The organism is Nonomuraea basaltis (assembly GCF_005893125.1).
In the GTDB taxonomy this organism is placed as follows: Bacteria; Actinomycetota; Actinomycetes; order Streptosporangiales; family Streptosporangiaceae; genus Nonomuraea; species Nonomuraea basaltis.
In genome coordinates this window covers 13,461-27,170 of sequence record NZ_VCJS01000171.1, presented here as the reverse complement: position 1 = coordinate 27,170, position 13,710 = coordinate 13,461, and the positions used below count along the sequence as shown (strand labels likewise).

The 13,710-nt window shown below is 71.3% G+C and carries 11 protein-coding genes; 6 read left to right on the top strand and 5 right to left on the bottom strand.

Features of this window, described 5'->3' with window-relative positions; all coding sequences use genetic code 11:
• Nucleotides 1-672 precede the first annotated feature (672 nt).
• A complete protein-coding gene (locus EJK15_RS49455) occupies nt 673-2,838 on the bottom strand; it encodes a HelD family protein (protein ID WP_240777710.1) in 2,166 nt (721 codons plus the stop codon).
• Between the two features lie 348 nt (nt 2,839-3,186).
• Here EJK15_RS49455 and EJK15_RS49450 point away from each other — a divergent pair, with 348 nt between their 5' ends.
• The 6 genes from EJK15_RS49450 to EJK15_RS49425 are packed head-to-tail and all read left to right on the top strand — an operon-like array spanning nt 3,187 to nt 9,827.
• Nucleotides 3,187-4,383, top strand: coding sequence for an ROK family transcriptional regulator (locus EJK15_RS49450; RefSeq protein WP_138717415.1), 1,197 nt, complete (start codon nt 3,187-3,189; stop codon nt 4,381-4,383).
• Between the two features lie 22 nt (nt 4,384-4,405).
• Nucleotides 4,406-5,737, top strand: coding sequence for an ABC transporter substrate-binding protein (locus EJK15_RS49445; RefSeq protein WP_138717414.1), 1,332 nt, complete (start codon nt 4,406-4,408; stop codon nt 5,735-5,737).
• Between the two features lies 1 nt (nt 5,738).
• A complete protein-coding gene (locus EJK15_RS49440; protein WP_138717413.1) occupies nt 5,739-6,677 on the top strand; it encodes a carbohydrate ABC transporter permease in 939 nt (312 codons plus the stop codon).
• Nucleotides 6,674-7,570: a carbohydrate ABC transporter permease gene (locus EJK15_RS49435; RefSeq protein ID WP_138717412.1), complete on the top strand. Its 897-nt coding sequence runs from the start codon at nt 6,674-6,676 to the stop codon at nt 7,568-7,570. The genes EJK15_RS49440 and EJK15_RS49435 overlap by 4 nt, the downstream gene beginning before the upstream one ends.
• Nucleotides 7,567-8,826, top strand: coding sequence for a 6-phospho-beta-glucosidase (locus tag EJK15_RS49430; protein ID WP_138717411.1), 1,260 nt, complete (start codon nt 7,567-7,569; stop codon nt 8,824-8,826). The genes EJK15_RS49435 and EJK15_RS49430 overlap by 4 nt, the downstream gene beginning before the upstream one ends.
• The gene (locus tag EJK15_RS49425) at nt 8,811-9,827 is read left to right on the top strand and encodes an N-acetylglucosamine kinase (RefSeq protein WP_240777709.1); all 1,017 of its coding nucleotides are present in this window, start codon (nt 8,811-8,813) and stop codon (nt 9,825-9,827) included. Before EJK15_RS49430 ends, EJK15_RS49425 begins: the two co-directional genes overlap by 16 nt.
• Here EJK15_RS49425 and EJK15_RS49420 read toward each other — a convergent pair.
• The 4 genes from EJK15_RS49420 to EJK15_RS49405 all read right to left on the bottom strand — a co-directional run bounded on the left by EJK15_RS49420 (nt 9,803) and on the right by EJK15_RS49405 (nt 13,655).
• Nucleotides 9,803-11,257 (bottom strand): glycosyltransferase 87 family protein, encoded by a 1,455-nt coding sequence (locus EJK15_RS49420; protein ID WP_138717409.1) that lies wholly within the window; start codon nt 11,255-11,257, stop codon nt 9,803-9,805. The genes EJK15_RS49425 and EJK15_RS49420 overlap by 25 nt on opposite strands.
• Nucleotides 11,258-11,440: 183 nt before the next feature.
• Nucleotides 11,441-11,917: an Lrp/AsnC family transcriptional regulator gene (locus EJK15_RS49415; protein ID WP_138717408.1), complete on the bottom strand. Its 477-nt coding sequence runs from the start codon at nt 11,915-11,917 to the stop codon at nt 11,441-11,443.
• 23 nt (nt 11,918-11,940) lie between these two features.
• Nucleotides 11,941-12,534 (bottom strand): GTP-binding protein, encoded by a 594-nt coding sequence (locus EJK15_RS49410; RefSeq protein ID WP_138717407.1) that lies wholly within the window; start codon nt 12,532-12,534, stop codon nt 11,941-11,943.
• Nucleotides 12,535-12,788: 254 nt separating this feature from the next.
• On the bottom strand, nt 12,789-13,655 hold the full coding sequence (locus tag EJK15_RS49405) for a terpene synthase family protein (protein WP_138717406.1): 867 nt from the start codon (nt 13,653-13,655) through the stop codon (nt 12,789-12,791).
• Nucleotides 13,656-13,710: the final 55 nt, after the last annotated feature.

Below are 13,710 nucleotides of genomic sequence, written 5' to 3'. Positions count from 1 at the left end.
GAGTCGCGGGGGCGGTGGGAGGGGCTGACAGCGCATCGGGAACGCCCGTAAGAGCGTCGGGAACGCCCGGCAGAGCCCCATTCGCCGGGTTCGAGCCATGCCCGGTTATGGGCGGTAGGCTCGATTTGTCCTGAACCACTCCGGGATCTCCTCGCCACCATCGAACGCCTGCTTGCGAAAACGCTACCGCCCCACGGCCGCACTCAGGCCAGCGCGGGCCCAGGAAGATCAAAGAAATTCGGCGCTCCGCGGCAAAAAAACAGGCGGCAGGGTGATCCCGCGACCGACGGGACCACCCGGCGCACTGGCGGTCCTGCGCACGAGAGCGGGAAGAGGGCCCGGAAACCCTTCGGACCGGACCCGTCTCGTCGGCGGCGAGCTCGGAATTCCGTTGTCTACTGGGCTCCCGGACCCGTCCCGGGTCCAACCCCCCGCCCGGTTGGGGTGCCCCGACTCGACGGACCGACGGCCCTGCACCTGGCTGTGTGGACGAAGCCACGCTCCGTCACGGACGCAGGATCCGGCGATGTCAGAGACGGCCAACCGGCCAAGTCCCGTGCTGGACTGCGCAGCAAACTACCGACTCCACCTCAGATGTCAACCGTGTCCCGATCAGCAGAAACATCAAGTTTCCGCAGGTAGGACATGCATGACCTGCTGCCGCAAAGCAGATCAAAGCCCATTGCCGGGTGCCGTCGAACGGCTTGGCAAGCCCTGCAGAGCCTGCGAAAGCGGCCGCTCGTGGACGACGCCGAGCCGTTGCGTCGCGCGGGTCAGGGCAACATACAGGTCGCTGGGCCCGCGTGGCGACTGGGCGGCGATGAGGTCGGGTTCGGCCACGATCACCGAGTCGAACTCCAGCCCCTTCGCGTCGGCCACCCCCATGACGGCCACCGGCGCGTCGAGAGCCTCCGCGCCCCTGGCCCGCCCGGCCCCGGACGCGACCACCACAGTGCCCGCCACGGCCGCCGCCACCTCGGCGCCCAGCGACGGCAGCAGCTCGTCCGGCACCACCACGGCGACCTTGCCGCCCTCGCCGACCTCGGCCTTGGCCAGCTCGGGCAGCGCCGACAGCGGCGCCGACCACGGTTCGGCGCCCAGCTCGCGCACGGAGGTGGGCGCCTCCAGGGCGGGGTCGATGGTGGCCAGCACGCGGGCGGCCACCGCCATCAGCTCCACCGGCGTGCGATAGTTGACGGTGAGCCGCTCCTGGCGCCAGCGCCCGGCCACGTACGGGTCGAGCACCCCCGCCCACGAGCGGGCCCCGGCCGCCGAGCCGGTCTGCGCGATGTCGCCGACGATCGTCATCGAGCGCGTCGGGCAGCGCCGCATGACCACCCGCCAGGCCATCGGCGACAGCTCCTGCGCCTCGTCCACGATGACGTGCCCGTAGGCCCAGGTGCGGTCGGCGGCGGCGCGTTCGGCGGTGGTGAGGTAGGGGCCCTCGCCGCGGTGGCGTTCGGCGAGGCGTTCGGCGTCCATCACGTCGGACAGGCCCGTCAGTTCCAGGACCTCGCGGGCGTAGGACAGCTCGGCCTCGCGGTCGCGCTCCTCGGCCTGCCGGGCGGCGGCGAGCTCCTCCTCCGCCTGCAGCGCGCTGGCGCGCAGCACCTGCTCGTCGATCTCGCCGAGCAGCTCGGCCGCCTCGTCCAGCAGCGGCACGTCCGATTCGGTCCACTCCCCGCCGTCGCGGCGCAGGAGCGACCGCTCCTCGGGGGTGAGGGCAGAGCCCGCGTAGCCGAGGCGCTCCGCGGAGCCGTACAGTCCGAGCAGCAGCCGCTGCGGCGTCAGATACGGCCACAGCCGGTTGAGCGCCGACTTGACCACCGGCTCGGTACGCAGCTCCTCCCGCAGGTCGGCCAGCTCGTCGTCGTCGATCAGGCCCTTGCCGATCTTGCGGGCCTGCTGCCTGGCCAGCGCGTTGAGCAGCGACCTGACGAACACGGCGCGGGCCTGGTTGTGCGGGCGGCGTGTGCGGGCGGCTTTGTTCCTCCCGGCCTCCAGCATGGAACCGTCGATGGTGAGCGTGATGCGGCCGAGGGTGAGCTCGATGGGCTTGCGCGGCACCTTCTGCCGGTCGCGTACGGCCTTGGCGATCACCTCGGCCATCCGCAGGTCGCCCTTGAGCGCGGCCACCTCGGGCCGCTCCCTGACGGTGGCGGTCACCCCGGGGTACAGCTCCCCGACCGTGGACAGCAGCACGTCGGTCTCGCCGAGCGAGGGCAGGACCTGCTCGATGTAGCGCAGGAACGTGAGGTTGGGACCGAGGATGAGCACGCCGCGGCGCTCCAGCCGCTCCCGGTGCGTGTAGAGCAGGTAGGCGGCGCGGTGCAGGGCCACGACCGTCTTGCCGGTGCCGGGGCCGCCCTGGACGACCAGGACGCCGTTCAGGTCGCTGCGGATGACGCGGTCCTGCTCGGACTGGATGGTGGCCACGATGTCGCGCATGCGGCCGGTGCGCCGCTCGTCGAGCGCGGCCAGCAGCGCGGCCTCGCCGTTGAGCGTGGCGCGGTCGTCGTCGGTGAGGGAGTCGAGGTCGAGCAGGTCGTCGTCGACGCCGACGACCGCGCGGCCCTTGGTCTGCAGGTGGCGGCGCCTGGTCACGCCCATCGGGACGGCCGGGGTGGCGCGGTAGAACGGCTGCGCCACCGGTGCGCGCCAGTCGATGAGCAGCCGCCGCTGGTCGTCGTCGCTGAGGCCGAGCTTGCCGATGTACAGCCGACCCTCCTCGACGTGATCCAGCCGGCCGAAAGCCAGGCCGCGCTCGACCGCCCACAGCCGGGCGAGCCGGGAGGCGTACATGTCGGCGAACGTGTCACGCTCGGACCTGTTCTGCATCGTGCCGACTGCGCCGGCGGCCAGGACCTCCTTGAGCTGGTGCTGGGTACGCTCACGCAGCGTGTCGAGGCGGTCATAGAGGCGGGTGACGTACGCCTGCTCTCTGGCGAGCTCGGTTTGACGAGTTGCCGCCTGACCGTTAATGTGGTTAATGAGACGCTCCGGGCCATTCTGCTTGTTGTTACGACAAATGACGACATTAGCATGCCTGTCGAGGCACTCCGACGCTCTTTCCCCTCTCCCAGCATTCGGTTACGTCTTCGTTTCACCCCTTGACCATCTCCACCGGGCCTCTTTATGGTCATCCCGAGTTAGGAAAGTTTCCTAACTTCGGGAAAAGGAGCCATCGTGAGCGGTCCGGTGCCGGGGACCCCCAGTCTGCTACGCGCCATCAACGATCGCGCGGCCTTGCAGGCACTCCTCGACCGCGGACCGCTGACCCGCCCGGAGATCGGCGCGCTCACCGGCCTGTCCAAGCCGACGGCCTCCCAGCTGCTCGCCCGGCTGCAGGAGGCGGGGCTGGTGGTGCTCGACGGCATCAGGGAGGGCCTGCCCGGGCGCACGGCGGAGGTCTACCGGATCAACCCGGCGGCCGCGTACGTGGGCGCGCTCGATGTCACCCCCGACCGGATCGAGGCCAAGGTGGCCGACATCACCGGCGCGATCGTGGGCGAGCACACGCTGCCGACGCCGCGCCGGCCCCACGGCGAGCTGGTGGACCGGCTCAACGCCGCGCTGCTGGGCGCGAACCCGCCCGACAAGCTGCGCCGGGTCGTGATCGGCGTACAGGCCGCGATCGACCCGTCCACCGGCCGGCTCGGATACGCCGCCGCCAAGGACGTACCGGGCTGGCAGATCGCCGACCTGGTGCCCACGCTCAGCGCCGGGCTGGGCGTGCCGGTGGACGTCGAGAACAACGTCAACCTCGTCGCGCTGGCCGAGCAGGCCCACGGCGCCGCCCAGGACAGCCGGGACTTCGTGCTGCTGTGGGCGGACGAGGGCATCGGCTCGGCCATCGTGCTGGGCGGGCGGATGCACCGGGGCGCGACCGGCGGCGCGGGCGAGGTGGGCTACATGCCGACCCCTGGCGCGCCGACGGCTCGTGAGGCCGGCCGCTACGCCAACCACGGCTACCAGGCGCTCGCCGGCGGCCCGTACGTGCTCAAGCTGCTGCGCTCGTACGGCGTGCGCGGCGGCGACTTCCGCCAGGCGATCGCGAACGCGGTGCGCGCGGCGGAAGGCACCGGCCAGCGGGCCGACGACGCCAGGGCCGGGCTGCGCGACATCGCCGCCCGCCTGGCCATCGGCCTGGCCGCCATCACCTCCGTCATCGATCCCGGCCTGATCGTGCTGACCGGGGGCGTCGTGCTGTCGGGCGGCGAAACGCTGCGCGAGCTGGTCGAGCACGAGCTGCACGCGCTCACCATCCCGCGGCCCCGCGTGCGCCTGTCGAACGTGGAGGGCAACCCGGTCCTGGCCGGCGCCCTCGACCTCGCCCTCGACACCGCGCGCGATGAGGTCTTCAGCTCAACCATTCCCTCATGAACCCTGGCAGGAGGCACCCCCCGTGCGCTTCGTCCCCCTGGCGGTCGCCGCGGCTCTCGCGCTGACCGCCTGCACCGCAGGCAAGGAGGCCGGGCCGTCGCTCGGCGCCCAGCCCAAACCCTCAGGATCCGCCTCGCAGGCCCTGCCCGCCGCCACGCTCGAGCTGTGGCACGGCTTCTCCACCGACGCCGAGGTCAAGGCGTTCGAGGAGGCCATCGCGGGCTTCAACAAGAAGTTCCCGCAGATCACCGTCAAGGCCACCAAGGGCATCCAGGACGACCAGATCACCCAGGCCGTCCGCGGTGGCAACGCGCCCGACGTGGCGGCCTCGTTCACCACGGACAACGTCGCCCAATGGTGCAAGTCGGGATCGTTCCAGGACCTCACCCCGGTCATCGAACAGGACGGCATCGACATGTCGGTGCTCCCGGCGGTGGCGCGTTCCTACACGGCCTTCGGCGGCAAGCAGTGCACGCTGCCGTTGCTCGCCGACGCGTACGGCCTCTATTACAACAAGGCCCTGATGAAGGGCAACGAGCCGCCCAAGACGCTGACCGAGCTGGCGGAGCTGGCCAAGAAGCTCACGGTCCGCGACGCGAAGGGCGAGATCAAGGTCGCCGGCTTCATCCCGAGTGTCCAGTACTACGAGAACAGCCCCAGCCACCTCGCCCCCATGGTGGGCGCCAAGTGGTACAACGACGACGGCACCTCGGCCATCGGCTCCGACCCGGCCTGGAAGCAACTGCTGCAGTGGCAGAAGGAGCTGGTCGACTGGTACGGCTACGACAAGCTGGAGAAGTTCCGCAAGAGCCTGGGCGACGAGTGGAGCGCCGAGCACCCCTTCCACCAGGGCAAGGTGGCCATGGTGCTGGACGGCGAGTGGCGCAACGCCATGATCGCCAACGAGGCCGAGGGACTTGACTACGGCACCGCTCCCCTGCCCGTCGCCGACGACAAGCCCGACCTGTACGGCAGCGGCTTCACCGCCGGCACCGTGATCGGCGTGCCGAAGGGCGCCAAGCACCCGCAGCACGCCTGGGAGCTGATCAAGCACCTGACCATGGACACCGGCTCGCTGGTGACGCTGTCGAACGCGCTGCGCAACGTCCCCACGACGAAGGCGTCGATGGAGTCGCCCGACCTGACCAAGGACGACAAGTTCACGACGTTCCTGGAGATCTTCGCCCATCCGAAGACCTCGACGGTGCCCGCCAGCGTGAACAGCGTCTTCAACCAGGAGGCCCTCGCCACCTTCGTCGCCAAGTGGGAGAAGGGCTCCGTACCGGACCTGGACACCGGGCTGAAGGGCGTCGACAAGCAGATCAACGACAAGCTGAAGCTGTCCGGAGGATGATGTGACCTCCATCCCCGCCGCGCCGCCGCGATGGCGGCGCGGCGAGGGCCTGCGCGCCCTCGTCTGGCTGTCGCCGTGGATCGCCGGCGTGTCGATCTTCTTCGTCTACCCGCTGCTGTCCACGGTGTACTTCTCCTTCCACCGCTACGACCTGTACACCCTCGAGTTCGCCGGCCTCGACAACTACCGCTACCTGCTGCAGGACCCCAGGGTGGCGACCTCGGCGAAGAACACGCTGTGGCTGGTGGTCTTCATGGTCCCGGCGACCGTGCTGTTCTCGCTCGCGCTGGCGCAGCTGGTGATCAGGCTCAAGGCCGGCGGCGGGCTCCTGCGGACGGTCTTCTACCTGCCGTCGCTGGTGCCGATGACCGCGGGCACGATCACGTTCGTGTTCCTGCTCAACCCGGGCACCGGTCCGGTGAACCAGGTCCTCGCCCTGTTCGGCGTCCATGGGCCCGACTGGTTCGGCGACCCGGCGTGGTCCAAGCCGAGCCTGACGATGCTGTCGCTGTGGGGCTCCGGCCAGCTCATGGTGATCTTCATGGCGGCCCTGCTCGACGTGCCCAGGCACCTGTACGAGGCCGCCGCCATCGACGGCGCGGGCCCCTGGCGGCAGTTCCGCAGCGTGACCCTGCCGATGATCGCCCCGGTGCTGATGTTCGCCCTGGTCACGAACGTCATCTACGCCCTGCAGTACTTCTCCCAGGCGATGGTCGCCTCCCGCGTCGCCTCGGGCGTGACCGACTCGGCCGGCAGCTCCTTCTTCCCCGGCTACCCGGACGAGTCGCTGCTCACGCTGCCGCAGTGGCTGTTCCAGGTCGGCTTCCGCGACTACTCCATGGGGTACGCGTCCGTGCTCGCGCTGCTGCTGTTCGGCACCTCGATGATCTTCACGTTGATCCTGCTCCGGCAGTTCCGCCGGGCCGAGGAGGGCTCATGAGCGCCACGATCACCGCTCCGCCGCAGCCGGCCGTCGCACGGCACGCGCGGCGGGACGGCGCCAGGGTGCGCAGGCGGCGCGTGCTCGTCTGGATCGCCACCCACGCCCTGGCCATCGCGCTGGCGCTGATGTTCCTGGCGCCCGTGGTGTTCATCGCGCTGACCGCGCTGATGACCGACGAGCAGGCGCTGACCAGCGAGCTGTGGCCGCAGACCTGGAACTGGGACAACTTCGCCGTGGTGTTCGAGAAGTCGCGGCTGCTGCGGTGGGCGGGCAACACGCTGATGTACGCGGCCCTCGGTACCCTGTTCACCGTGGTGTCGTCGGTGCCGGTGGCCTACGCGCTGGCCAGGTTCCGGTTCCGGGGGCGGCGGCTGGCGTTCCTGGTGGTGATCACCGCGATGATGCTCCCGCCGCAGGTCGTCGCGGTGCCGATCTACCTGGTGTGGGCCCGGCTTGGGCTGACCGACAGCCTGTGGCCGCTGATCCTGCCGCTGCTGCTCGGCGACGCGTTCTCCATCTTCCTGCTGCGCCAGTTCCTGGTCACGATCCCGCGCGACTACACCGACGCCGCCAAGGTGGACGGCTGCTCCGACGTCAAGACCCTGGTCAGGGTGGTGCTGCCGATGGCGCGGCCGGCGATCGCCGCCGTGGCCCTGTTCCAGTTCTTCTACTGCTGGAACGATTACTACGGGCCGCTGCTGTACGCCGGCGTCGAGCAGGAGGATCTGACGCTGTCGCTCGGCCTGGCGACGTTCAAGGCGTTCCACAGCGTGCAGTGGAACCTCACCATGGCCGCCACCCTGCTGGTGACGGCACCGGTGATCATCGTGTTCTTCCTCGCCCAGAGAGTCTTCATCGAGGGCGTTACCTTGACAGGAGTGAAGGGTTGAAACTCGCCGTGGTCGGGGGCGGCTCGACGTACACGCCGGAGCTGATCGACGGGTTCGCGCGGCTGCGCGACGAACTGCCGGTGTCGGAGATCGCCTTGATAGACCCCAACGCCACGCGGCTCGGCCTGGTCGCGGGGGTGTCGCGGCGGATGCTGGCGCACGCCCGGCACCCGGCGCGGCTGCTGGCCACGTCCTCGGTCGCGGAGGGCGTCTCGGGGGCGGACGTGGTGCTGTTCCAGCTCAGAGTGGGCGGCCAGGCCACGCGCGAGCTGGACGAGACGGTCCCGCTGCGGTGCGGCTGCGTGGGGCAGGAGACGACGGGCGCGGGCGGGCTGGCCAAGGCGCTGCGCACCGTCCCGCTCGTCCTCGAGATCGCCGAGACGGTACGCGAGCACGCCCCGGACGCCTGGATCGTCGACTTCACCAACCCGGTCGGCATCGTCACCCGGGCGCTGCTCGACGCCGGGCACCGGGCGATCGGGCTGTGCAATGTGGCGATCGGGTTCCAGCGCCGCTTCGCCGCCTGGCTCGGCGCCGACCCCGGGCGGGTCTCGCTCGGCCACGTCGGGCTCAACCACCTGTCCTGGGAGCGGGCCGTCTACCTGGACGGCGAGGACGTGCTGCCCGCCCTGCTCGCCGGGCACGGCCAGGAGATCGCCGACAGCGTCGGCCTGCGGCTGGGGCTGCTGGAGCGGCTCGGCGTCGTGCCGTCCTACTACCTTCGCTACTTCTACGCGCACGACGCGGTGGTGCGCGAGCAGCGCACGAAGCCGTCGCGGGCGGCCGAGGTGGCGGAGATGGAGGCGCGGCTGCTGGACATGTACGCCGACCCCTCCCTGGTGACCAAGCCGGAGCTGCTGGCCAAGCGGGGCGGGGCGTTCTACTCGGAGGCGGCTGTGGCGCTGATCGCCTCGCTGCTCGGCGATCGGGGCGACACCCAGGTGGTGAACGTCCGCAACGCCGGCACACTGCCGTTCCTCGGCGACGAGGCGGTCATCGAGGTGCCCGCGACCGTGGGGGCCGGCGAGGCGGTGCCGCTGCCGGTGCCCGCCGTCGAGCCGCTGTACGCCGGGCTGATCGCGAACGTGTCCGCGTACGAGACGCTCGCCCTGGACGCGGCGGTGCGCGGCGGCGCGGACCGCGTACGCGACGCACTGCTCGCCCACCCGCTGATCGGGCAGGACGAGCTCGCCGAGGAGCTGACGGGCCTGCTGCTGGAGGCCGGCCGCGAGCACCTTCCGTGGACGGTGCGCTAGTGGCGCGCTCCACCGGGGACGGCGGGCGGGCGGCGCGCTCCCGGCTCGTTCTGGCCGTGGACGGCGGCAACAGCAAGACGGACGTGGCGCTGGTGTCGGAGGACGGCGAGGTGGTCGCGACGGGCCGCTCGGGCCCGTTCGTCCCGCAGCGGGACGGAGTGGCGGCGGCGGTGAGCGTGGTCGAGGCCGCGGTGGCGGCACTGCCCGTGGAGGGCTTCGACCATGTGTCGGCGTGCCTGGCGGGGGCGGATCTGCCCATCGAGGAGGAGGCGCTCGCCCGGGAGTTCACGGCCCGGGGCTTCGGCGCGGACGTCGTGGTCCGCAACGACACGTTCGCACTGCTCCGGGCCGGCGCGTCCGCCCCGTGGGGTGTGGCGGTCGTGTGCGGGGCGGGCATCAACGCGGTCGGCGTCTCCCCCACCGGCGCGGTGGCCCGCTTCCCCGCGCTCGGCCGCGTCAGCGGAGACTGGGGCGGCGGCCACGGAGTGGCCGAGGAGGCTTTGTGGCACGCGATCCGCGCCGAGGACGGCCGGGGCGCTCCGACCGCCCTGGCCGGTCTGGTCACGTCCCACTTCGGCACGCGGACCGTCGAGGAGCTGGTGCTGGAGCTGCACTTCGGCCGTCTGGACGAGGGACGCCTGCACGAGCTGACGCCCGGCGTGTTCGCGATGGCGGCGGCCGGGGACGCGGTGGCCAGGTCGCTGGTCGAACGGCAGGCGGAGGAGGTGGCGGTCATGGCCGAGGTGTGCCTGCGCCGCCTGGACCTGCTGGAGACGCCGGCGGAGGTGGTGCTGGGCGGCGGGCTGCTGACGGCCAGGGATCCGCTGATGACGTCGCTGCTGGACGCGGCGTTCGCGCTCCGGGCTCCGCGGGCCAAGCTCGTGGTGGCCGACGCGCCGCCGGTCATGGGCGCGGCGCTGCTCGGCCTGGAGCACCTCGGCGCCGCGGAGGCAGCCAAGGACCGCCTGCGCGCCCGCTACGAGCCGTCGGCGACGCCCTGACCCCGCGCCCGTACGGTTCCGGGCCGCCGCAGCCAGAAGCCCGTGACGACGGCGACGGCGGCCAGGGCGTAGGCGACGGTGCCGGCGGAGGTCAGGTACGCGGCCGCGCTCGCCAGGGCGATGCCGAGCCACTCCCAGCGGCCGTCGAGGGCGACCAGGGCGACGATCAGCAGCGCGTACCAGGAGAAGCCTGGGGTGAGGACGAGGAAGGCCGTACCGGTCAGCAGGAGCGCCCCGCGCCACGGGCGTTCGGGGTCGCCGCGCCTGAGGACGTGGAACAGGACGGCGGCGAGGATGGCCAGGGCGGCCGGCAACGCCCAGGAATCGGGCAGCAGCCACCGCAACAACGCGTATCGATCGCGCGCCCCCGCCTCGTCGTAACCCTCCTCGGCCACGTAGCCGAACAGGTAGCCGAGCACGGACCCCCGCGAGGCGAGCACGTAAGGCAGGTACGCGAGGACGACGACCAGGACGGCCGGGACCAGCGTCCAGAGCGCGCGCCGGGCCGCCCGCACGCTCGACAGCGCCCCCGAGACCGCCCCGGGCACCACCACGGCGGGCACGAGCTTGACCGCGACCGCCGCACCGAGCAGCGCTCCCTGCCCGAGCAGCCCGCCCCGCCCGGGCGGCATCCCCGGCGCGACCTGCTTGCCGATCGCGCGGGCCGCGCCGAAGGCGAGGACCATGGCAGCCACGGCGAGCATGTCGACGTGGGCGTTGTTCACCGCCTCCATCGGGACGACCGGGCACCAGGCCCAGTACGCGGCCTGGCGGACGTCGCGTCTGCGCAGCAGGAGCAGCAGGGCGGCCGTGGTGCCCGCGGCCAGCAGCGCGCCGGAGACCTGCAGCGGCTTGTGCCGCGCACCGCCGGGCGAGAGCCGGTCCACCAGCAGGAAGTACGCCTCCGCGAGCGGCGGGTAGATCGTGTGCACGGTGGACCTGTTGATCCTCGTGCACGCCCCCTCGATCGGATAGAAGTGCCCTTGAGCGCAGTCCGGGAAGAGCCAGGGGTCGCGGAGGTGGGCGACGGCGGGGTCGGCCGGGGGGTGGTCGTACGGGGATATGCCGGCCGACTGGACGCGGCCGTCCCAGGCGTACCGGAAGGAGTCCGTGCTGGTGCCCGGCGGGCCCAGCAGGCCGGTGGCGATCACGGCCAGGCTCCCGGCCAGCACCAGCCGGCCCGCCGTCGGCCCCGGCACGCCGCGCAGCGCCCACACCGCGGCGGCGAACAGCGCCCAGGCGGCGCCGTACCACCAGAACAGGCCGTCCGGGGCCGTGGAGAAGACGACGGCGAGGACGGTCACCTGCGCGGCCAGCAGCGCCGCCGCCAGGCTCGCCCGGCGCCGCGCCACCCGCTCCCGCACGGCCGCCCGGGCCGTGCCGCCCGTCGTACGGCGGGGCGCGTCGGTCTGCGGTGGGTGGTGGCTCATGGGCTGACGTGCGGATGTGGTGCGGCGGTCATGGTCGTCAGCGTCGCACTACCGCGTGCTCGCCGGGTGGTCGCCGCACGTTCTGTCCGCACTTTGTAAGAGATTTCGTCGGGGGTGTGGTGCCTCAGGACACCGCCCGTGTCCTGGAGATCGGCAGGCCGGCCAGGGGCCGGCGGGCTGAGGTCAGGCGTGGCCGTCTTGGCTGGCGGCGGGCTCGCTGGCCACGTCGGGCGCGCGGTGCTCGTACGGCGTGCTCAGCACGACCGTGGTGCGCGTGGAGACGTTGGCCGAGGCGCGGATCTGCTGCAGCAGGTCCTCCAGCGCCACCGGGGAGGCCACCCGCACCTTGAGGATGTAGCTCTCGTCCCCGGCCACGCTGTGGCACGCCTCGATGGCCGCCAGATGGGCCAGCCGCTCGGGGGCGTCGTCGGGCGCGGCGGGGTCGATCGGCTTGATCGACACGAACGCGGTCAGCGGCAGCCCGATAGCGTCGTGGTCGACGATCGCGGCGTATCCGCGTACGACGCCGCGCTTTTCCAGGCGGCGCACCCGCTGGTGCACCGCCGAGACCGAGAGCCCGGTCTCCCTGGCCAGGTCGGTGAAGCTCATGCGGCCGTCACGGGCCAGCAGCGTCACGATCCGGCGGTCGATCTCCTCCATCGGTCAAAGGTAGCCGCTCATGGTCACGACATGGTCCCGACCGGGGAGACACCTCTGCGCATCGCGTGCTCCACCAGCGTGATGAGGACCTCTCTGCCGGAGTCGCGCCTGCGGGCGTCGCAGCGCACGATGGGAATGTCCGCCTCCAGGCCGAGCGCCGAGCGCACCTCGCCGACGGTGAAGGGCTGGGTGCCTTCGAAGCAGTTGAGCGCCACGACGAACGGCTGGTCGCGCTTCTCGAAGTAGTCGACGGACGGGAAGCAGTCGTCCAGGCGGCGGGTGTCGGCCAGCACCACGGCGCCCAGCGCGCCCATGGCGAGCTCGTCCCACACGAACCAGAACCGCTCCTGGCCCGGGGTGCCGAACAGGTAGAGCATGTAGTCGTCGCGGATGGTGATGCGGCCGAAGTCCATGGCCACGGTGGTGGTGAGCTTCCTCTCGACGCCGGACAGGTCGTCGACGTGCGTCCCGATCTGGGTGAGCGCCTCCTCGGTGCGCAGGGGCCTGGTCTCGGAGACCGAGCTCACCATGGTGGTCTTGCCCGCGCCGAACCCCCCGGCGATCAAAATCTTGATCGCCGTCGGTAGCCGCCAACGGTCAGAGCGACCGAATTCCATCCAGCACCGCCCGTACATCTCCCGCGCATGCGCGACCCCGCCCTGAGGTGCCGTGGTCAGTGGTACCTGTCAAGGTGTGTTGAGTAGGCCGCTCCACATGCCTAGCATCGAGACACCATAGCAACGCCACATTTTCCACTCAAGCCGCAATATTTTACAAGAAACAAAATCTCACGCTTTGTGGACCGCAGTCCCAGTGTCGCCGCTCTCACCAGGCAAGAGTCACGTTCCATTGTCAGGAGATCCGACAGTCCTTACGCCGGCTGCCCGCGGTCCGAAATGCCGTTGAACCCGGCGTTGAATCCGATCTGTCTGCGCAGGTAGGAGGCCGTGCGGGGGCTGCGCTCGCGTACCGGCTCGATGAGCCGGTACGCCTCGCGCGCCAGCTCGGCCATCGCGTCCCGCACCTCGGCGCGGCTGACACCGAGCGCCAGGATGTTCAGGTCGCCCCAGCTCATGTCCCTGCGGTACGACGCCACGTCGCCGAGCAGGTGCAGGTAGCGCTGCACGTGCCGGCTGACGGCGCGCAGGTCCTCCAGGTGGGCCTTCGACCAGTCGTCGGCCGTGTAGATCCAGTGCGACAGGTCCACGAAGCAGGAGCCGCGGCTGTCGGCGTTGTCGAGGTAGCGGGCCAGCGTGGGCGCGGCCTGCGTGTCCCGCCACACCCAGGCCCTGCCCATGCCCGCCAGCATCCTGGCGAGCTGGTCGCGCCAGAGCCACCGCAGGTCGTCGAACTCCTTGACGGTGCCCAGCTCGTCGCGCAGGTCGGCCAGGAAACGGGTGACCGCCGAGCGGGGCACGGCGCCGTCGGCGACGGACAGGCATTCGCGGGTCAGGCGGTTGACCTGCTCACGGGTGGTCGCGGTGTGGTCGACGAGCCGGGCGACGGCCAGAACCCACAGGGCCGCCCGGTTGACGACCTTCAGGCGGTCGGCGGTGGCCCAGGGGGAGCTGAAGGCCATGCCGAGGGTCAGGGAGTCGTACAGCTCGCCGTCGAAGGCCGCGGGCGGGAACAGGGCACCGTACATCTGGGCGCAGCGGCGCAGGTCCCTGCCGCACTCGGCGGCCAGCGCGCACGTCCTGCCGAGCTCGAACGCCTCGTCCAGCTCGCCGTCCGACATCCTAGGGCCGTTCGATCGGCTCGCGGATCATGGACCACGACCCCCAATACCTGGA